General features: G+C 69.6%; 18 protein-coding genes. 9 read left to right on the top strand and 9 right to left on the bottom strand.

Annotated features, from left to right (window positions below; genetic code table 11):
• The first annotated feature begins 24 nt into the window (after positions 1–24).
• Complete coding sequence (locus ACWEKS_RS07735) at positions 25–3,174, top strand: ATP-binding protein (protein ID WP_452339352.1); 3,150 nt, start codon at positions 25–27, stop codon at positions 3,172–3,174.
• Here ACWEKS_RS07735 and ACWEKS_RS07730 read toward each other — a convergent pair.
• Together ACWEKS_RS07730 and ACWEKS_RS07725 are read right to left on the bottom strand one after the other, a co-directional pair.
• Entirely contained in the window at positions 3,152–3,946 is a 795-nt protein-coding gene (locus ACWEKS_RS07730; RefSeq protein ID WP_452339351.1) for an ABC transporter permease, read from the bottom strand. The genes ACWEKS_RS07735 and ACWEKS_RS07730 overlap by 23 nt on opposite strands.
• Positions 3,943–4,893 (bottom strand): ATP-binding cassette domain-containing protein, encoded by a 951-nt coding sequence (locus ACWEKS_RS07725; RefSeq protein ID WP_452339350.1) that lies wholly within the window; start codon positions 4,891–4,893, stop codon positions 3,943–3,945. Before ACWEKS_RS07725 ends, ACWEKS_RS07730 begins: the two co-directional genes overlap by 4 nt.
• Positions 4,894–5,076: 183 nt before the next feature.
• Between ACWEKS_RS07725 and ACWEKS_RS07720 the strand changes: the two genes are divergently transcribed.
• The 3 genes from ACWEKS_RS07720 (at position 5,077) to ACWEKS_RS07710 (ending at position 8,375) form a co-directional block, all read left to right on the top strand.
• Positions 5,077–6,102, top strand: coding sequence for an adenylate/guanylate cyclase domain-containing protein (locus tag ACWEKS_RS07720; RefSeq protein ID WP_452339349.1), 1,026 nt, complete (start codon positions 5,077–5,079; stop codon positions 6,100–6,102).
• A 438-nt stretch (positions 6,103–6,540) separates the two neighbouring features.
• On the top strand, positions 6,541–7,536 hold the full coding sequence (locus ACWEKS_RS07715) for an ATP-binding cassette domain-containing protein (RefSeq protein WP_452339348.1): 996 nt from the start codon (positions 6,541–6,543) through the stop codon (positions 7,534–7,536).
• Positions 7,533–8,375, top strand: a complete 843-nt coding sequence (locus ACWEKS_RS07710; RefSeq protein ID WP_452339347.1) for an ABC transporter permease — start codon at positions 7,533–7,535, stop codon at positions 8,373–8,375. Before ACWEKS_RS07715 ends, ACWEKS_RS07710 begins: the two co-directional genes overlap by 4 nt.
• Before the next feature lie 25 nt (positions 8,376–8,400).
• On the opposite strand, the gene ACWEKS_RS07705 is transcribed toward ACWEKS_RS07710, so the two are convergent.
• Genes ACWEKS_RS07705 through ACWEKS_RS07695 form a run of 3 tightly spaced genes read right to left on the bottom strand, consistent with a single transcriptional unit; the run spans position 8,401 to position 10,762 of the window.
• Entirely contained in the window at positions 8,401–8,583 is a 183-nt protein-coding gene (locus ACWEKS_RS07705) for a hypothetical protein (RefSeq protein ID WP_354847382.1), read from the bottom strand.
• Positions 8,584–8,638: 55 nt separating this feature from the next.
• Positions 8,639–10,477: a glutamine--fructose-6-phosphate transaminase (isomerizing) gene (gene glmS, locus ACWEKS_RS07700; RefSeq protein WP_354847385.1), complete on the bottom strand. Its 1,839-nt coding sequence runs from the start codon at positions 10,475–10,477 to the stop codon at positions 8,639–8,641.
• Between the two features lie 15 nt (positions 10,478–10,492).
• The gene (locus tag ACWEKS_RS07695; RefSeq protein WP_354847388.1) at positions 10,493–10,762 is read right to left on the bottom strand and encodes a hypothetical protein; all 270 of its coding nucleotides are present in this window, start codon (positions 10,760–10,762) and stop codon (positions 10,493–10,495) included.
• A 133-nt stretch (positions 10,763–10,895) separates the two neighbouring features.
• On the opposite strand from ACWEKS_RS07695, the gene ACWEKS_RS07690 reads away from it, so the two are divergent.
• Entirely contained in the window at positions 10,896–11,435 is a 540-nt protein-coding gene (locus tag ACWEKS_RS07690; protein WP_364609714.1) for a peptidylprolyl isomerase, read from the top strand.
• Positions 11,436–11,471: 36 nt separating this feature from the next.
• Positions 11,472–12,338 carry a rhomboid family intramembrane serine protease gene (locus ACWEKS_RS07685; RefSeq protein WP_452339346.1) on the top strand — a complete coding sequence of 289 codons (867 nt, stop codon included), beginning with the start codon at positions 11,472–11,474 and terminating at the stop codon, positions 12,336–12,338.
• On the opposite strand, the gene ACWEKS_RS07680 is transcribed toward ACWEKS_RS07685, so the two are convergent.
• Positions 12,335–12,778, bottom strand: coding sequence for a PH domain-containing protein (locus ACWEKS_RS07680; RefSeq protein WP_452339345.1), 444 nt, complete (start codon positions 12,776–12,778; stop codon positions 12,335–12,337). The genes ACWEKS_RS07685 and ACWEKS_RS07680 overlap by 4 nt on opposite strands.
• An 86-nt stretch (positions 12,779–12,864) precedes the next feature.
• Positions 12,865–13,131 (bottom strand): cell division protein CrgA, encoded by a 267-nt coding sequence (gene crgA, locus ACWEKS_RS07675; protein WP_040862582.1) that lies wholly within the window; start codon positions 13,129–13,131, stop codon positions 12,865–12,867.
• Between the two features lie 149 nt (positions 13,132–13,280).
• Between crgA and ACWEKS_RS07670 the strand changes: the two genes are divergently transcribed.
• The 3 genes from ACWEKS_RS07670 to ACWEKS_RS07660 all read left to right on the top strand — a co-directional run bounded on the left by ACWEKS_RS07670 (position 13,281) and on the right by ACWEKS_RS07660 (position 15,148).
• The gene (locus ACWEKS_RS07670; protein WP_452339344.1) at positions 13,281–13,919 is read left to right on the top strand and encodes an aminodeoxychorismate/anthranilate synthase component II; all 639 of its coding nucleotides are present in this window, start codon (positions 13,281–13,283) and stop codon (positions 13,917–13,919) included.
• A gap of 91 nt (positions 13,920–14,010) precedes the next feature.
• Complete coding sequence (locus ACWEKS_RS07665) at positions 14,011–14,694, top strand: RibD family protein (protein WP_452339343.1); 684 nt, start codon at positions 14,011–14,013, stop codon at positions 14,692–14,694.
• Positions 14,684–15,148, top strand: a complete 465-nt coding sequence (locus ACWEKS_RS07660; protein WP_452339342.1) for a dCMP deaminase — start codon at positions 14,684–14,686, stop codon at positions 15,146–15,148. Before ACWEKS_RS07665 ends, ACWEKS_RS07660 begins: the two co-directional genes overlap by 11 nt.
• A gap of 84 nt (positions 15,149–15,232) precedes the next feature.
• On the opposite strand, the gene pknB is transcribed toward ACWEKS_RS07660, so the two are convergent.
• Together pknB and ACWEKS_RS07650 are read right to left on the bottom strand one after the other, a co-directional pair.
• Complete coding sequence (gene pknB, locus ACWEKS_RS07655) at positions 15,233–17,131, bottom strand: Stk1 family PASTA domain-containing Ser/Thr kinase (protein ID WP_354847406.1); 1,899 nt, start codon at positions 17,129–17,131, stop codon at positions 15,233–15,235.
• Entirely contained in the window at positions 17,128–18,732 is a 1,605-nt protein-coding gene (locus tag ACWEKS_RS07650) for a protein kinase domain-containing protein (protein ID WP_452339341.1), read from the bottom strand. The genes pknB and ACWEKS_RS07650 overlap by 4 nt, the downstream gene beginning before the upstream one ends.
• Positions 18,733–18,756: the final 24 nt, after the last annotated feature.

Below are 18,756 nucleotides of genomic sequence, written 5' to 3'. Positions count from 1 at the left end.
GCCACCGCCCACTACGGTGAGTGCGTGAGTATCCAGCTGACCCTGCTGTCGAGCGTTTCGTTGCGCGGACAGGAGATCACCGGGCCGCGCGTGCGGGCCCTGCTGGCCGTGCTGGCCATGGATCTGCGCGGCGGCGGCAGCGCCGCCGGACTGGTCGACGGGGTCTGGGCGGACGCGCTGCCGGAGAATCCGGCCAAGGCATTGCAGGTGCTGGTTTCGCGGACGCGGGCGCAACTGGGCGCGGAGCTCATCGCTGGCACGCCCACCGGCTACCGGCTCGCTCTGGAACCGGATCAGGTTGACGCGGCAGCACTGGAGATCCACGCGGCGGCGGCCGAAAGACACGCCCGCGCAGGCGATCTGGCGGCAGCCCTGACACAGGCCGAGGCCGGGCTGGCGCTGTGGGACGGCAGCGTCGAAGACCTGCGCGACACTTCCGATCCGGTGGCGGAACTACGGGCGGCCCGGCTGCCCGCGCATCGCACGCTGACCACCGTCCGGGCGCTGAGCCTGGCCAGATCCGGCCGATACGCGGAGGCTCTCGGACCCCTCACCGAGATCGCCGAGCGCGCGCCCCGCAATGAGGAAGTGCTGGCCGAACTCCTGCGCGCCGAGGCCGATACGTCGGGACCTGCCGCCGCGCTGGCCCGCTACGACCGCTATCGCCGCCTGCTCCGCGACGACCTCGGCACGGACCCCGGCGATACCCTGCAGTCGATCCACCGGCAACTGCTGCGCGCGGGCGAACCTGCAGTGCGCCACGGTATCCGGCACGAACCGAATCCGCTGGTGGGCCGGGAGCCCGAGCTCGCCGCGGTGACCGCCCTGCTGCACGGTCATCGGGTGGTGTCGATCGTGGGTCCCGGCGGGCTGGGCAAGACCCGGCTGGCCCATGCCGTGGGCGCTGCGGCCGAGCAGCGGTCGGTGTATCTGGTCGAACTCGCCGCCCTCACCGACGACCGCGCGGTCGCGGCGGCGGTGGCGGCCGCGGTCGGCGCGGGCGAGCTGGTGCCCGGTGGCGGCGCGGCCACCGCGGTGGCCGGTATCGCCCGCAAGCTGGGTGCGGGATCGCTACTGATCCTGGACAACTGCGAACAGGTGCTGACCGGTGCCGCCGAATTGGTCAGTGCGCTGGTGTCGCTGACCCGTGACCTGCGGGTCCTGGTCACCAGCCGCGCCCCGCTCGGCGTGAGTTCCGAAGCGGTGCATCAGCTTCCGACCCTGGGTCCGGAGCCGGCGGCCGAGCTGTTCACGCAGCGGGCCCGCGCGGTGCGGCCGGAGATCGAGCTGCCGGGCGCCCAGGTCGCAGAATTGTGCGCCGCCCTGGACGGTCTGCCGCTGGCGGTGGAGCTGGCGGCCGCCCGGGTGCGGGTGATGTCGGTGGCCGAGATGTCGCAGCGATTGTCCGACCGGTTCACCCTGCTGCGCGGCGGTTCCCGCGATGCGCCGCAGCGGCATCGGACGCTGCGGGCGGTGGTGGAGTGGAGCTGGAACCTGCTCGACGAACCCGGCCGGGCGGCCATGCGGCTACTGTCGATCTTCCCGGGCGGATTCACCGCCGACGCCGGAAACCGGCTGCTGGACGGCGATCTCGTCGACACTCTGGACATCCTCACCTATCTGGCCGACCAATCGCTGATCCAGGTGAGCGAGACCGGCACCGGCACCCGTTTCCGCATGCTGGAGACCGTGCGGGAATTCGCGGCGGCCCAGCGTGCGGAGGCCGGGGAGGAGGAGCGGGCGCTGCAGGAATTCCTCTCCTGGGCAAGAGATTTCGGGATCTCCCGCACCCCGCACGCGTTCGCGGAACTGGCCGAGACCACCATCGTCCGGGTCGAACAGGACAACCTGGTGCGGGTCCTGAGCATCGCACTCGACCGTGCCGAAGCCCCGACAATGGCCGCAGTCTGGTCGGTGCTGGGCTCCTATTGGTTCGTAGGCGCGCACTATGGGCGGGTGGGGGATGCCGCAGCCGAATGTGCCCGGCTGCTCTCACATTTCCACCCGGAACCCGCACTGGTGGAGGCGACCAGGACCGCTGCCGTCGTCGGCGCGGTGCAGGGCGCGGTGCAGGGCCGTCTCGACGCGCGGTCGCTGCTGGTGCTGCGGCGCTTGCCCAGCGCGCCGCCCGATACTCCGGCCCGGGCCCTGGCCGTGGTGTTCCGCGACGCGCCGGAGCTGCTGGGCGCGGATCCGGAGGCGCTGAATCGCCTGTGCGACAGCCATCGTCCGCTGCTCGCGGCGATCGGGCAGCTACTGGTGAGTGTGCGTGCCGAACAGGTCGGCGACCGGGAGGCGGCTCTCGCCGCCGCCGAGCACATGCGTGCCGCGCTCGAGACCGCGCCCGGCGGCTGGCTGAACTTCCAAGCCCGTTGCCGCATCGGCCATCTGGCTCTGCTGGCCGAGCGCCCCGAGCTGGCGCGCCGGGAGCTGGACGCCGCTCTCCGCCAGGTGGACGGCCTGGGGCCGCGCCCGGATCGCGGTGACCTGCTGGTCGCCTCCGCCCTGGCCGCCCTGCAACTCGGCGATCTGGACGGCGCGCACGCCTGGCTGGCGCAGGTGCCCGATCGCGCCGATCCGTTCGCGCATCCCTACGCGCCGGTGGCGCACGCGGAGTTGCGGCTGGCGCGCGGTGAGATCGACGACGGCCTGTGGCGCTGGCGGGAAATCGTGAAATCGGCGTCCAGTCCGGAGAATCCGTTCCAGCGGCCGGACCCGCGCGGCGTGCAGGTGTGGTCGCTGGAGGGCCGGTCCGCCGCGGTGCTGGCGCACGCCCGGCAGGCCCGGCCGGATCTGGTCGCCGCCCTCGCAACCGAGCTGACCCGCGAGGTGATCGCGCTGCTGGAGCGGCCGTCCGACCAGCCCTCCGGCCATCTCGCCGAGCTGACAGCCTGCGGCGCGGTGCTGTTGGCGCTGGCGGCTCTGGATCTGGCCGGGGGACAGGCGGTCTCGGGTGCCCGGCTGACCGCGTTGGCGGAACGGTTCGACCCGCCGCACCAGATCCATCCGACCATGTCCGCGTCCGCGGCCCGCGCGACCGCCGAAAACGCCGACAGAGCGGCATATCTCGAGGCTCGCTCGAGCTATGCCGCCCTGGATGTGGCGGGATTGCGGTCCGTCGCGTTGGCGGTCCTGCGGGATCGGGAAGGAGTTACCGACCCGGTTCGCGGTTGAGCAGCATGGTCGCGCCCCAGAACGCGGCGGCTGCGATGCCCGTGCACCAGGCGATGGCGATCCACGCCTGGTGGCCGACCGGCGTGCCCAGCATCAGGCCACGCAGCGTCTCCATCACCGGGGTGAAGGGCTGATTGCGGGCGATCCAGCCGAGCCAGGCCGGCATGGATTCGGTTGGCACGAAACCACTTCCGAAGAAGGGCAGGATCATCAGCAGCATGGGCAGATTGGAGGCGGTCTCCACACTGTCGCTGACCAGACCCATGAGCACCGCGATCCAGGTGATGGCCAGGGTCAGCAGCGCCAGGATGCCCGCCGCGCCGAGCCAGCCGAGCAGGCCCGCATCGGGCCGGAAGCCGACGATCACGGCGACACCGAGCACCACCGCAACGCTGAGGAACGTCTGCACCATGCTGCCGACCACATGCCCGGCCAGCAGTGACGGCCGGAAGATGGACATGGTGCGGAACCGCGCCACGATGCCCTGGGTCATATCGGTGCACACCGCCACCGCGGTCGCCGTCGCGGCGCTCGCCACCGCCAGCAGCAGGATGCCCGGGGTCACATAGTTGACGTAATCGCCACGCCCGCCGGAACTTCCGAGTCCGGCGCCGAGTGTGCCGCCGAAAACGTAGACGAACAGCAGCAGGAAGATGATGGGCCCGATGACCAGCGGCAGCGTCATCGACGGGTAGCGCACGATGTGCATGAGGCTGCGCCGCACCATCATGGCCGAATCGGTGAGGGCGTTCTTCACGGTGGTGGTGCTCATCGCACGGACTCCTTGGGCAGGCCGGTGAGGGCGAGGAAGACATCGTCGAGATCGGGTGTGTGGATGGATAATTCGGCCGCGTGCAGTCCGGCGGCGGAGAGCCGGTCGAGCAGGGTGTGCAGCGAGTCGACACCGCCGTCGCCGGGCACCTGCAGGGTCAGCTCGTCGTCGTCGCGAGTGCTCGCGCCCAGCAGGCGCGCCGCGGCGTCGAGGGCGCGCGGATCGGTGAAACGCAGCTTCACGTGACCGCCCGGCACCAGCCGCTTGAGTTCTTCCGGAGTTCCCTGGGCGACCACCTTGCCGCCGTCCAGCAGCGCGATGCGGTCGGCCAGCTGATCGGCCTCCTCCAAGTACTGGGTGGTGAGGAAGACGGTGGTGCCGCCCGCGACCAGCTCCCGCACCAGCCGCCAGACCGCGCGGCGGCTGCGCGGGTCCAGGCCGGTGGTGGGCTCGTCCAGGAACAGCACCGGCGGACCGCTCACCAACCCCATGGCGATGTCGAGACGACGTCGCATGCCGCCCGAGTAGGTGGCGGCGGGCTTGCGAGCGGCGTCCACCAGGTCGAATTGCTCGATGAGCGCGGCGGTACGGCGTTTGCGTTCGGCGCGGGGGAGGTGGTGCAGGGTGGCCATCATGGCCAGGTTCTCCTCGCCGGTGAGCAGGTTGTCCACGGCCGCGAACTGTCCGGTGAGCCCGATGGCGGCGCGCACCGCGTCGGGGTCGGTGCGCGGGTCGTGCCCGGCCACCCTGATCTCGCCGCGGTCCGCGGCGATGAGGGTGGACAGGATCTGCACGGTGGTGGTCTTGCCCGCGCCGTTCGGTCCGAGCAGCGAGAAGATGGTTCCGGCTTCGACATTCAGGTCGATGCCGTCGAGCACGTGGTGGTCGCCGTAGGACTTGTGCAGCCCGGTCGCCGTGATCGCCGGTGGGCGCGGGGCGGTGGTCATGGTGTCTCCCTCTGGTTCGCGACCGGGGCGGCCGCTGCTGAGAGAAGAGTGCGCGGGCGTGGATTCACGGCGGTATCACCGCGGTTTCACGCGCCGGCGGCGGTGGAACCGATCGGGAAGTTCGGGGCTGTGACACGAAACAAGCCAGGGTTTTCCGGTCGATTCACGCCGTAAGGTCGAAGTATGGCGCCCACTGAGATGTCCGAACTGGTGCAGTCCGTGGTGGAGCCCTATCTGCTCAGCGGGCCGCGCAAGTACAACCGGCACCAGGTGTCGGACCTGACCGGGCTGCCCAGCAGCGTCACCCGGCGGCTGTGGGTGGCGCTCGGTTTCCCGGCCGACCCGGACGACGAGGCCGTGGAGTACGGCGACTCCGATATCGAGGCCGCCCGGACCTTCGCCAAACTGCACGTGCTGGCCTCCGCGGACGTGCACCGGCAGACCACCGCGGCGCGCACCCTGGGCCGGTCCATGGCCCGGCTGGCCGAGTGGCAGGTCGATCTGGTGACCGAGGAGATCCTGGATCGCCTGGCCACCATCACCCGCGAGCAGCCGGACATCGATCCGACGGAGGCCGCGCGCATCGCCACCGACGAGGTGGTCACCGAGTTCGAGACATTGCAGCGCTATGCCTTCCGCCGGCACCTGGACGCTGCGCTGGCGCGGTCGCTGAACGGGGGAGCGGTGGCCGGGGACGCGCTGCGTGAACTGGCCGTCGGATTCGCCGACATGGTCGGTTACACCCGCCTGACCCGGCACCTGGAGGCCGATGAGCTGTCGGCGCTGCTGGAGGCCTTCGAGACGGCCACCAGCAATGCGATCGTGGCCAATGGCGGCTGGGTGATCAAGAACGTCGGTGACGAAGTCATGTTCGCGGCGAACACCGCCGCCGGGGGCGCGCGCATCGCGCTGGCCGTGCAGGAGGCCGCCATCGCCTCGCACGGCGTCACCCAGGAACTGCGGGTGGGGCTGGCCTACGGCGAGGTCCTGCAACGCTTCGGCGACCTCTACGGCTCGGTGGTGAATACCGCGGCGCGACTCACCGGTGTGGCCCGGCCGGGCACGGTGCTGGTGGACGACGGCGCGGCGGCGGCGATCGAGACCGACCCGGAATTCATGCTGCGGCATCTGGCCACGGTGCGGGTGAAGGGCATCAACCGGTTGTACGGGCATGTGCTGCGCCGCAATGAGATTCGGCCGTTGGTCTGAGCGATTCCGCTGCCGGACGGTGATTCCGCCGCCGGGCGAACCTACTCCGGGAATGGGGGCGGGCCTCGGCGAAGGGGGGGAGTTAGCCGAGGCCCGCGTAAGGTCGGCCCGGGGGGGAGGGGCCGACGGGAACGATCCTACGCGACGAATTCGGATTGTGTGGCTATCGGGGGCCCGCGTTCCAAGTTTTTTTCGCGGAAAAAGTGTCGTACCCGGGTGCGTCCATGGCGGCGTGACCGAATTGCGCCCTTCGCCGAAATCGATTCGAGTAGTGCACTACTCGCGCTCGTGGCGGGTGTGTGGGCGGATCATCGAATCGGCCGCATCCCGTACCGGCAACCCCGAGCACCGCCGGACCCCCAACGGGATGCGGCCTCTTTGGTGTAATGGCAGTTGAGAGTCGCTGCGGCAGTCCCACCACGAGACACCAGGAGAATCATGCCCGACGCGATAGTCGCCGAGGGTCTGGTCAAGAGGTACGGCCATCTGGTCGCCCTCGACGGCCTGGACCTGTCCGTTCCCGAAGGCACCGTGACCGCCTTGCTCGGCCCCAATGGCGCCGGCAAGACCACCACCGTGCGTGTGCTCACCACCCTGCTGATCCCGGACGCGGGCCACGCCACCGTCGCCGGGGTGGACGTGCTGAAGGATCCGCAGCTGCTGCGCTCCCGTATCGGCACCTCCGGGCAGTACGCGGCCGTCGACGAGTACCTCACCGGCTTCGAGAATCTGGAGATGGTCGGGCGGCTGTACCACATGGGCGTGCAGCGCAGTAAGGAGCGCGCCCGCGAGCTGCTGGACCGCTTCCGGCTCGCCGACGCGGCCGACCGGCCGGTGAAGGGCTACTCCGGCGGCATGCGGCGCCGGCTCGACCTGGCCGGCGCGCTGGTGGCGAATCCGCCGGTGCTGTTCCTGGACGAACCCACCACGGGCCTGGATCCCCGTGCGCGCCTGGATCTCTGGGATGTCATCGAGGAGCTGGTGGCGGGCGGCACCACGCTGCTGCTGACCACCCAGCACCTGGAGGAGGCCGACCGGCTGGCCGATTCCATCGCCGTCATCGACCACGGCCGGGTCATCGCCAAGGGCACCTCCGACGAACTCAAGGCCATGGTGGGCGGCGACCGCATCGAGCTCGTCGTCGACCATGCCGACAATCTGGCCGTCGCACAGCAGGCGCTGGAAGGCTTGGCGCACGGCGAGATTCGCCTCGAACCGGGCCTGCGACGCATCATCGTGCCGGTCGATGACGGCTCGCAGGCCCTGGTGGACGCCATCGGGCAACTCACGAAACATGAAGTGCGCATTCATGATGTGGGTCTGCGCCGACCCTCGCTGGATGACGTGTTCCTGTCGCTGACCGGGCACGAGGCCGAGGAGCTGGTCAACGGACATCGTTCCGCCGACGAGAATCTGGGGGGTGGTGCCCGATGAGCGCCGTCCTCGCCGTCGCCGAGAAGCCCTCGCTCGCACAGCGACTCGCCATGGTCGTCAGCGACAGCCTGACCATCACCAAGCGCAATGTCATCAAGATTCGGCGCGTGCCGGACGTGCTGGTCTTCTCGACCTTGGCGCCGATCATGTTCGTGCTGTTGTTCGCCTACGTCTTCGGCTCGGCGATCACCGTGCAGGGCACGTCCTACCGGGAATTCCTGATCGCCGGCATCTTCGCCCAGACCGTGGTGTTCGGGGCCACCTATACCGGTCTGAGCCTCGCCGAGGACATGCAGAAGGGCATCATCGACCGCTTCCGCTCGCTGCCCATGGCGCCGTCCGCGGTGCTGATCGGCCGCACCGCGGCGGACATGGTGATGAATGTGGTCAGCCTGATCGTCATGTCGCTGACCGGCCTGGTGGTGGGATGGCGGATCCGCGGTTCCCTCCTCGACGCCGTGCTCGCGTATGTCCTGCTGCTGTTGTTCGCCTACGCGATGTCGTGGATCCTGGCCACGATCGGCCTGATCGTGCGGGCGCCGGAGGTGTACAACAATGCCAACTTCATGGTGATCTTCCCGCTCACCTTCATCGCCAACACCTTCGTGCCCACCGCCAACCTGCCCACGGTGCTTCGTGTGGTGGCGGAGTGGAATCCGGTGTCGGCGGTGACGCAGGCGACCCGCGACCTGTTCGGCAACACCAGCCCGATGGGGCTGAGCGCGGATGTCTGGCCCATGCGGCACCCGGTCGCGACCACCCTGATGTGGATCGTGGTGATTCTCGCGATCTTCGTGCCGCTGGCGCTGAATCAGTACAAACGGTCGGTGAGCCGCTGACCCGTCGGCCGATGCCGCCGGCCCGTCAGTGGGTCGGCGTCAGGTCCGGAGTCGGCGCCGAGCCGTTGCGCGAGTAGCCCAGGCGCGGCGGCTCCGCGGCCGGCGCCTGCGGCTGCGGGCGCTTGCTCACGAAGAACGCGATGACGCCGCCCGCAATCGCGACGAGGGCGGCCACAATGACCTTGTTACGAACGCTCCCCAGCTCCATCCGACCATGCTGGCACAGCAATGGAATTCGTGCACGAACGGGGGAGCGAACGCGGTTACTCGACGGTAACGCTCTTGGCCAGATTGCGGGGCTTGTCCACGTCCCGGCCCAGCGCCATGGCCGTGTGATAGGCCAGCAGCTGCAGCGGGATGGTCAGGATGATCGCGTCCAGCTCCGGGCACACCGCCGGGACCCGGATCACCGCGTCCGCCAGGCCATCCGGCAGATCGGTATTGGTGACCGCGATGACCGGCCCGCCGCGCGCCTTGATCTGCTCGATGGTGGTGATGTTCTTGGCCAGCAGCTCGTCGCCGGGGACCAGCACGATGCTCGGCATCTCCGGGTCGATCAGCGCCAGCGGGCCGTGCTTGAGCTCGGAGCCCTGATACGCCTCGGCGTGAATGTAGGAGATCTCCTTGAGCTTCTGCGCGCCCTCGCGCGCCACCGGCCAGGCGCGCACCCGGCCGATGAAGAACATGCTGCGCGCCTTGGCGAATCGGGACGCGATATCGGCGATCTCCTCGTCGGCGGCCAGCACCGCGTCGATCGCGTCGGGCAGCGCGCGCAGTCCGCTGACGATGCGCTCACCGCCGGCCGCGGACAGATCCCGCACCCGGCCCAGCAGCAGCGCCAGCATGGCGAACGACACCGTCATATTGGTGAGCGCCTTGGTGGAGGCCACCGACACCTCCGGGCCCGCGTGCAGGAACACGCCCGCGCCGCACTCCCGGGCGATGGCGCTGCCCACCACGTTCACCGCGCCGATCACCCGGCCGCCCTTGCGCTGCAATTCCTGAACGGCCGCAAGGGTATCCAGGGTCTCGCCGGACTGGCTGATGGCCACGTACAGGGCGTCCGGGTCCACCACCGGATTGCGGTAGCGGAACTCCGAGGCGGGCTCGGCGGTGGCCGGAATCCGGGCCAGCTCCTCGACCAGTTGCGCGCCCAGCTGGCCCGCGTAGTAGGCCGAGCCGCAGCCCAGGAACACCACCTTGCTGATGCCGCGCAGCTCGCGCGCGTCCATATTGAGGCCACCCAGGTGGGCGGTGGCGAATCGTTCGTCCAGGCGGCCGCGGAGCGCCCGGCGCACGGCGTCGGGCTGTTCGGCCATTTCCTTGCGCATGAAGTCCGGGTACCCGCCCAGCGCGTAGTCCTCGGCCGCCATGTCGATGGTGGTGGGGATCTTGTCGGTGCGGCGCGCCTCGAGACCGAGTGTGCTGGTGCGGAATTCGCCCGCGCGCACGGTGGCCAGCTCGCCGTCGTCGAGGAACACCACGCGCTGGGTGTGGTGCACCAGGGCGGCCACATCGGAGGCCACGAACATCTCGCCGTCGCCGACGCCGAGCACGATGGGGGAGCCGTTGCGGGCCACCACCAGCTCGTCGGGCCGGCGGGCGTCGAGGACCAGCAGGCCGTAGGTGCCCTCGACCCGGTGCAGCGCGGTGCGGACCGCGTCCTCGAGCGTTTCGGCCCCGTCCAGGGCGGCGGCCACCAGGTGCGCGATGGCCTCGGTATCGGTGTCGGAGACGAATTCCACCCCGTCGGCGGTCAGCGCGGCGCGCAGTTCCTCGGCGTTCTCCACAATGCCGTTGTGCACGACCGCGATCCGGCCGGAGCCGTCGGTGTGCGGGTGCGCGTTCGCGTCGGAGGGCTCGCCGTGGGTGGCCCAGCGGGTGTGCGCGATGCCCACATTGCCGCGCAGCCGGGCGCCTTCGGCGTCGGCCCGATCACGCAGGTCCTGGACCCGGCCCTGGGTCTTGGTGACCCGCAGCCGGCCGCGGTGCGGCACGGCCAGTCCCGCGGAGTCGTAGCCCCGGTACTCGAGCCGGTGCAGGCCCTCCAGCAGGACCGGGACGGCCTCACGGTGCCCGATGTAACCGACGATTCCACACATTGCGCGACGGACTCCTCACCCGTAGACGATGCGACGCAGTTGTCGTTCGGTGAAGTCGGGGGCGGCCACCGGGCGCTGCGCGAGCTCCGCCGCCAGGCGCTGCCAGATCTCGGCATTGCGGACCTGACGGCCCTGCAGTTCGGCATGTCTGCGGCGCACGAACTGCTCGGCGGTCTCGTCGAAGTATCCGACGACGTCGGCGACCACGCGGGCCGCGACGGCGGGCGGCAGGCCGGTGGAGGCCGCTACATGGCGCACCAGGTCGACCGGAACCCCGTCATTCACCCGACAGAACTTGCCATGCCGCGGCTGTTTCCGCCACTTTTGTGCCCGGATTCGGGCAGGGGATCACATGTCCGGGTCATACTCCGAGCAGAAATTGTGCCGATTCCGGGCGTGCTCCGGCCCTGCGCCTAGGCTGGCGGGCGTGACCTCACCGAATCAGACCGCCGTGGCGACGCTGCACACCAGCCACGGTGACATCAAGATCTCGCTCTTCGGTAACCACGCCCCCGCCACGGTCCGCAACTTCCTCGGCCTGGCCGACGGTTCCGCGCGGTACACCACGAAGAACGCCTCCGGCACCGACTCCGGACCGTTCTACGACGGCGCGATCTTCCACCGCGTGATCGACGGATTCGTGATTCAGGGCGGCGACCCCACCGGCACCGGCCGCGGCGGTCCCGGCTACGAGTTCAAGGACGAATTCCACCCGGAACTGCGGTTCACCCGCGGCTATCTGCTGGCCATGGCCAATGCCGGGCCGGGCACCAACGGCTCCCAGTTCTTCATCACCCTGGGCCCGCAGCCGGGCCTGAACCGCAAGCACACCATCTTCGGTGAGGTCCTCGACCCCGAATCCCGCAAGGTGGTCGACGCCATCGCCGGCCTGCCGACCGATGACGACGACCGTCCCAGGGACGGCGACGTCGTGATCAACAGCATCACCATCTCCTGACCCGGCCGAATCAGGCCAGAGCCGAAGAGAATTCACATGCAACCCCAGCCGCCCGCGCCGACCTGCTACCGCCACCCCGACCGGCCCACCGGTCTGGCCTGCACCCGGTGCGGGCGCTCGGCCTGTCCCGAATGCCTCACCCCGGCCGCGGTCGGACAGCACTGCGTGGACTGTGTCCAGCAGGGCCGCAACGATGTCCGGCCGGTCCGCAACGCCGCCGGGACCGCGGTGTCGCGGATACCCAACCCGTACGTCACCTACTCGCTGATCGCCATCAATGTGATCGTCTACGCGGTCACCGTGCTCCAGGCCCACAGCCTGATGGACAACCAGCGGTCGCGGCTGTTCTACGACTGGGTGCTGGTGCCCGCCTTCGTCGGCGACGGCGGCTGGGTGCGGGTGCTGGGGTCGGGCTTCCTGCACTACGGGCCGATTCACCTGCTGGCCAATATGTTCGCGCTCTACGTGCTCGGCCCGTACTGCGAAGTGGCGCTGGGCCGTGGGCGATTCGTGGCCGTCTACCTGGCCTCGCTGCTCGGCGGTTCGGCGGCGGTGACCGCGCTGTCGGATCCGCTCACCGCCTCGGCGGGCGCGTCGGGCGCGATCTTCGGCATCTTCGGCGCGGTGGCCGTGATCATGCTGCGGACCCGGCAGAACCTCACCCAGATCGCGGTGCTGCTGGTGATCAACCTGATCATCACCTTCTCGGTGCCCGGCATCTCGATCTGGGCGCACCTGGGCGGACTGCTGGCGGGCACGATCGCCACCACCGGCATCCTCTACGTGCCGCGCTGGCTGGGGATTCGGGAGACTCGCACGGCGCTGAACATCGGCTGGGCGGCGGTGGCGGTGGTGGCGCTGCTCGCGGTGCTGGCGACGGTGCTGGCCGCGCCGAGCCTCTAGCGCGCCAGGTGAATACGCAGCACCTCGAGGACATCCTCGGGGTGCGCGCCCAGATCCCAGCGGCCCAGGATCAGCAGCTTCTCTTCGCCGTGGTGATCCACATCCATCTCGAGCATGGGCATCCGCCGGCCGAGTCGCCGGTAGTACACCACGCGGACGCGCAGGATCTGCTGGGGCGTGTAGCGCTGCAGCCCGGTCAGGCCACGCACCACGATATGCACAGGGTTACCGGGCTCGATCGCCAGGCGCGGCCGCTGCCGCAACCCCATGCCGGTGAGGAAGAGCAGTCCCAGCGCGGCGACACCGATGAGCAGGCGGCCGGGCGCATCGTTCGTCACGAAGGCGGCCACGACCAGCGCGAGGCCGCCGACGGCGCAGGCCGCGAGCGCGGCCGGGGGTGTGGACCAGGCGAGAGGGGAGGAGGGATCGGGGGCTGTCACTGTCCCCACTCCCTCCTCGAGTTGTCCACAGGCTCATCCACAGGTGTGTATGAATAACAATGGTGTAAGCCACACATGTGCCGGACTCAGCGCCAGCGCATGGTCATGATCAGGCCGACGACCATCAGGCCGAACCCGATCAGGAAGTTCCACGCGCCCAGGTCGCTCATCCAGCCGATGTGCTCGTTCGCCAGGTAGTAGACGAGCAGCCAGGCCAGCCCGGCCAGCATGAAGCCCAGCATGATGGCGACGTACCAGACCGGCGACGGACCTGCCGATTTCACCCGTACGGGCGTGCGGCTGGCCGGGTTGATCGTGTAGTCGGTCTTCTTCCGGACCTTTGACTTAGGCATGACGTCCTCGTATTCGGCGTTCTGTCTGCATAGACATTATCCCGGCAACCCTGTGGAAAGTGTCGTTGGGGAGTGCCCGGTCGATTGTGGCGACACGGTTCGGCGGTATTGCGTGCGACGGCGCGCACCGCGCCAACTACTCTCGAATCATGCGTGTACTGGTCGTCGACAACTACGACAGCTTCGTGTTCAACCTGGTTCAGTATCTCGGACAGCTGGGTGTGGATGCCGAGGTCTGGCGCAACGACGATGATCGGCTCGCGGATGTGGACAAGGTTGTGCAGGACTACGACGGGGTGCTGATCAGCCCCGGGCCCGGCACCCCCGATCGCGCCGGCGCCAGCATCGCCCTGGTGCACGCCGCCGCCCGGCACGCCACTCCGCTGCTCGGCGTCTGCCTGGGTCATCAGGCCATCGGAGAAGCGTTCGGCGCCACCGTGACCCGTGCCCCCGAACTGTTGCACGGCAAGACCAGCGAGGTCTTCCACATCGGCGCGGGCGTGCTGGCCGGTCTGCCGGATCCGTTCATCGCCACCCGCTACCACTCGCTGACCGTCCTCGAGGAGACCATGCCGCCGGAGCTGGAGGTGCTGGGCCGCACCGAATCCGGCATCGTCATGGCTATGCGGCATCGCGATCTGCCCATTCACGGTGTGCAGTTCCATCCCGAATCCGTGCTCACCCAGGGCGGGCACCGCATGCTCGCCAACTGGCTCGGCGTGTGCGGCGAGCGGCCGGCGGAGGGACTGGTGCAGACCCTGGAGGCGGAGGTCGCGGCACTGGCATGAGCGGTCAGGGCCCGGAGGAGCCGTTCCACCTCCCAGCGCTTGCCTGCGTAACCACGCAGGGCCCCCGCGCATGCCACATGGATACAGCGTCATGAGGCCGCACGTCATGCTGTCGGTGGCCGTCAGCATCGACGGCTATATCGACGACACCGGCCCCGACCGGCTGCTGCTGTCCAACGCAGCCGATTTCGATCGGGTGGACGCGCTGCGCGCGGACTCCGACGCCATCCTGATCGGCGCGGAAACCCTGCGCCGCGACAATCCCCGGCTGCTGGTCAACAGTGCGGATCGGCGCCTGCATCGGGTCGCCGCGGGCAAGCCGGAGTATCCGGTGCGCGTGATCGTCACCGCCGGTGGCGATCTCGACCCGGAACTGCGGTTCTGGCACTGCGGCGGCGAAAGACTGGTCTACACCACCGATTCCGGAGCCACCCGCATCGGTGACCGTTTGGCCGGGCTGGCCGAGATCGTCTCGCTCGGCTCGTTGATCGAATTCGATGCCCTGCTCGATGACCTGGGCAAACGCGGCCTGGAGCGGCTCATGGTCGAGGGCGGCGGTGCCATTCACACCGGCTTCCTGTCCGCCGGTCTGGCCGACGAGATCCGGATGGCCGTGGCGCCGGTCGTGGTCGGGGATCCGGCCGCCCCGCGCTTTCTCGGGCCCGCCGCCTTCCCGGGCGGCCCCAATCACCGCATGCAGCTGGCCGATGTGGGCCGGATCGGCGATATCGCGCTGCTGCGCTATCTGCCGAAGGAGGATTCCGATGTCGGATGACGAGGCACGGCTGGATCGCGGCTGGATGCGGCACGCCATCGGCCTGGCGCGGTTGTGCCGGCACAGCGACACCGCCTTCGCGGTGGGCGCGGTGATCGTGGGCGCGGACGGGGTGGAGATCGCGCACGGGTGGTCGCGGGAGACCGACGACAAGGTGCACGCCGAGGAGTCGGCGCTGAACAAGCTGGAGCCGGACGATCCGCGGCTGCCGTCGTCCACGCTGTACAGCACGCTGGAACCGTGCTCGCAGCGGGCGAGCCAGGATCGGCTGCCCTGCACGGATCGCATTCTCCGGGCCGGCATCCGGCGTGTGGTCATCGCCTGGCGGGAGCCCGGCACTTTCGTGGACAACTGCGTCGGGGTGGAGAAGCTGCGCGAGCACGGCGTCGAGGTGATGGAGCTGCCGGATCTGGCCGAAGAGGCCATGTCGATGAACCGTCATCTGCGACTGTAGGTTTCGCGCGCCGAAGGTTTCACATGAAACAAAGGGGGTTCGCGGACAGTCCGCGAACCCCCTGTTCTCACAGTGGAATCGGCATCACGGCGGGCCGAGCGACAGCACGCCGGTCGTGATGGTCACCGTCTGGCTCTTGCCCAGCGGCGAGCCCGCGGTCGGCTGCTGGGCCAGGATGCGCCCGACCTCACCCGCGTTCAGGGTGCTCATGTTGTTCTGGCTGACCTGCCCGTTCCAGCCCTTCTGCCGCAGCATGTCCACGGCCTGGGCCGGGGTCATGCCGCGCAGGTCGGGCATGGTCAGCTGGTCGCCGCTGGAGACCTGCACGGTGATGCTGGAACCCTTGTCGGCCTGGGTGCCCGCGGGCGGATTGGTGGCGATGACCGTGCCCTTGGGCTGGTTGTTCGGCACCTCCTGCACGGTCACCTTGAAACCGGCGGTGTCCGACAGCGTCGACTGCGCGACGTCGATGGACTGGCCGACCACGTCGGGCACCCGCACCTTGTCCGGGCCGGAGCCGAGGGTGATGGTGACCTGCCCGTCGGAGTCGATCTTCTGCCCCGCGTCGGGGGTCTGCCCGACGATCTTGTCCTTGTCCTCGGTGCTGGACGCTTCCCGCTTCACATCCGGATTCAGCCGCAGCCCCTGGGAATTCAGCTGCTGTTCGGCCTGCTGCTGGGTGAGCCCGGCCAGTTTCGGCACCGGCACCTGCTGCGGGCCGGCCGACACCTGCAGGGTGACGGTGCTGCCCTTGTCGACCCGCGAACCGCCCAGCGGCTGGGTGGCGATCACATTGCCCTGCGCCACCTTGGGATCGTTCTTCTGCTGGATGGCGACCGTGAAACCGGCTCGCTCCAGATCCCGTTGCGCCAGTTGGTAGTTCTGATTGGCCACATCCGGCACCGCGACCTGATCCGGATGCGAGCCGGGTCCGATCAGCATCCACAGCAGACCGCCGACCGCGGCGATCGCCGCCACCGCGAGCACCGCGATCAGCGCCGTGCGCCGGCGCGGGCTCGCCTCGACGATCTCCTGCTCGGTGGTGTCGTCGCGGCGCTCGACGGTGCGGTAGCTGCGCGGCGGCGGCAGTTCGTCGTCGAAGCTGCGGTCCTCGTCGGTCATCACCATGGGCGCGGTGGGTTTCTGCCCGCCCAGCACCCGGATCAGGTCGGCGCGCATTTCCGCAGCGGTCTGGTACCGGTTGGCCGGGTTCTTGCTCATGGCCTTGAGCACGACCGAATCGAGTTCGCGTGGCACGCCCGGATGCACCTGCGACGGCAGCCGCGGATCCTCCCGGACGTGCTGGTAGGCCACCGCGACCGGCGAGTCGCCGGTGAAAGGCGGTTCGCCGGTGAGGATCTCGTAGAGCACACAGCCCACCGAGTACACGTCCGAGCGGGCATCCACCTGTTCGCCGCGGGCCTGCTCGGGCGAGAGGTACTGGGCGGTGCCGATGACGGCGGCCGTCTGGGTCATGGGGTTGGAGCTGTCGGCGAGGGCCCGGGCGATGCCGAAGTCCATCACCTTCACCGCGCCGGCGCGGTTGATCATGATGTTGGCGGGCTTCATGTCCCGGTGCACGATGCCGTTGCGGTGCGAGAAGTCCAGCGCCGCACACACATCCGCGATGACCTCCATGGCGCGCCGGGGCGGCAGCGGGCCCTTGCCGCGCACCAGGTCGCGCAGGGTGTCGCCGTCGACGTACTCCATGACGATGTAGGGCAGCGGGCCGCCGTCCACCTCGGCCTCGCCGGTGTCGTACACCGCCACGATCGCCGGATGGTTGAGCGCCGCCGCGTTCTGCGCCTCCCGCTTGAAACGCAGGTAGAACGTGGGGTCGCGGGCGAGGTCGGCGCGCAGCACCTTGATGGCCACATCCCGGCCGAGCCGCAGATCCCGGGCCTTGTGGACCTCGGACATGCCACCGAACCCGATGATCTCGCCCAGCTCGTAGCGGGAGGAGAGGTTCTTCGGGGTCGTCATGGCAATCCTTGCTGCGGGACTGTGGATGAATAGGGGTCGGACTCGTAGACAGGACCGCGGTTACTGCCGGGACTTACTACGCCGGGAGTCACCCCGCCGGGATTCCCGCCGCCGGGACTCACTCCGCCCGGATTCGCTGGCAATGATGGTATGTCGTTGTTCGGCCAGGGCCAGCGGCCGGTGGTGGTCGGCCGTGCCGAGGTGGTGGTCTTCGGCACGGTGGTGGTCGGCGGCGCGGTCGTGGTGGGCGGTGGCGTGGTCGTCGGCTCGGGTGTGGTGGTCGGCGGCGGCTCGTAGGTGGTCACCGCGGGCGGCGGCACCGGCCGTTCCCGGGTGGTCGTGGTCGGCGGGGGCGTGGTGGTGGTCGGCGTGATCACCGGGGGCGCCACCACCGCGCTGGTGCGGGCGGGCGGCGTGGAGTCGTGCGAGGAGCTGCTCATCAGCACGATGGCGGCGGCCGCGCCCAGAATGAGCGCGCCCACGCCGAGCCCGGCGATGGCCTTCTGGCCGGCGGTGAATCGCCCGGTTCCGAGGTCTTCGGCACCGGTGAAGGTCATCGGGCCCGCCGGAGTGCGCGGTCCGGGCATCACGGTGGTCGCGGAGGCGGGCGGCTCGGCGACGCCGCGCATGGGCTGCGGCGGCGGCGCGTACCGGGTGGTGGCCTGGTCGGCCCGGGCGCCCGGCATGATCATGGTCGGTCCGGGCGGCAGCACCCGGGTGGCGCCGGTCATCGGCGGCACGGACGGAATGCCGCCGGGCGGCGTGGGCCGGCGACCCGAGCGCACCGCGGCCACCGCGTCGGCGAACTCGCCGCCATTGGTGTAGCGCTGGCCCGGATCCTTGGCCATGGTGATCTCGATGAGCTCGCGCACATTCGGCGGCAGATCGGCGGGCAGCGGCGGCGGGGCCTCCCGCACGTGTTTCATGGCCACGGTCAGCGCACCGTCACCGGTGAACGGCCGGGCGCCCGAGAGCGCCTCGTAGCCGACCACGCCCAGGGAGTACACGTCGGAGGCGGCGGTGGCGTCCTCGCCGGTGGCCTGCTCCGGCGCGATGTACTGGGCGGTGCCCATCACCATGCCGGTCTTGGTGACCGGGGAGGCGTCCACCGCCTTGGCGATGCCGAAGTCGGTGATCTTCACCTGACCGGTCGGGGTCACGAGGATATTGCCCGGCTTCACATCCCGGTGCACCACGCCCGCCAGGTGCGCGACCTGGAGAGCGCGCCCGGTCTGCTCGAGCATGTCCAGACCCTGCGCCACCGAGAGCCGGTTCAACCGCGACAGCACCGCGTTGAGCGGTTCACCCTGTACGTACTCCATGACCAGGTAGGCGATTTCGCCGCCCGACCCGTCCTGCGTTTCGCCGTAGTCGTAGATGCTCGCGATGCCCGGGTGGTTGAGCTGCGCGGTGGTCCGCGCCTCGGTACGGAAGCGCTGCCGGAAGGTCGGATCGGCGGAGAACTCCGCCTTGAGCACCTTCACGGCGACCCGGCGGTCCAGCCGGGTGTCCAGCGCTTCCCAGACCTGACCCATGCCGCCGGTCGCGATCAGCCGCTGCAGCCGGTACCGGTCCGCGATCATCGCACCGTTGTTCAGCATTCGTGACCCTGTCTACCTTGCACT

The sequence above is a fragment of the Nocardia sp. NPDC004711 genome, assembly GCF_053601595.1.
This window is presented reverse-complemented; position numbering and strand designations above follow the sequence as displayed.